We start from the raw sequence: 1,093 nt of genomic DNA, 5'->3' as shown, positions 1-1,093 counted from the left end.
CCCGCCCCCCCCGCCGGGCGCCCCCCCGGGGGGGGCGCGCCGGCCCCGGGCCCCGCCACTAGACTCGCCGGGTGGACAAGGCGGACATGGCACTGCACGACCCCCTGATCGGATCCCTCCTCGACGGCCGCTACCGGGTCGAGCAGCGCATCGCGTCCGGCGGGATGTCCACCGTCTACAAGGGCACCGACACCCGGCTCGACCGGATCGTCGCACTCAAGGTGATGCACCCCTCGCTGGCCGGCGACGAGGGCTTCACCGGCCGGTTCATCCGCGAGGCCAAGGCGGTCGCCCGGCTCGCGCACCCCAACGTGGTCAACGTCTTCGACCAGGGCGCCGACGGCGGCACCGTCTTCCTCGCCATGGAGTACGTGCCCGGCCGCACCCTGCGCGACCTGCTGCGCGACCGCGGCGCGCTGTCCATCCGGGCCGCGCTGGACGTCCTGGAGCCGGTGCTGGCCGCGCTCGGCGCCGCCCACCGGGCCGGCCTGGTCCACCGCGACGTCAAGCCGGAGAACGTGCTGATCACCGACGGCGGCCTGGTCAAGGTCGCCGACTTCGGCCTGGTCCGGCTGCTCGACGCGGGGGACGGCGCGGCGACGTCGGGCACCGCCACCACCGGCACCGTGCTCGGCACCGTCTCCTACCTGGCCCCCGAGCAGATCCGCCCGGGCGCCCCCACCGACCAGCGGGTCGACGTCTACGCGGCCGGCATCCTGCTCTACGAGATGCTCACCGGCCACCGCCCGCACACCGGCGAGAACCCGGTCCAGGTCATGTACCGCCACCTGCACGAGGACGTCCCCGCGCCGTCCCTCGCCGTGCCGAACGTCGTCCCCGAGCTGGACGCGATAGTGGCCGCCGCCTGCTCCCGTGACCCGCAGGGCCGGCCGTACGACGCGGTCGAGCTGCTGGCCGCCCTCCAGCGGGTGCGCCGCACGCTCACTCCGGCCCAGCTGGACGCCGAGCCGCCGGCCTCCACCCGGCCCAGCCCGCAGTACCCGACCAGCGAGCCGACTTCGGTGATCCAGCCCGCCGTACCCGCGCCGCCGGTGGAGCGGACCAGCGTGCTGGACGTCCCGCCGGAGGTGAT

1 protein-coding gene is annotated in these 1,093 nt (G+C 75.4%); it reads left to right on the top strand.

Annotated features, from left to right (window positions below; translation table 11 throughout):
- Window positions 1-86: 86 nt before the first annotated feature.
- On the top strand, window positions 87-1,093 hold a 1,007-nt coding region (locus MCM47_RS41320), incomplete at its 3' end, for a protein kinase (RefSeq protein ID WP_238951896.1).

This window comes from Kitasatospora sp. A2-31, from assembly GCF_022288725.1.
Lineage (GTDB): Bacteria > Actinomycetota > Actinomycetes > Streptomycetales > Streptomycetaceae > Kitasatospora.
The sequence above is the reverse complement of the archived record's forward strand: the minus strand, read 5'-3'. Positions and strand labels throughout refer to the sequence as shown.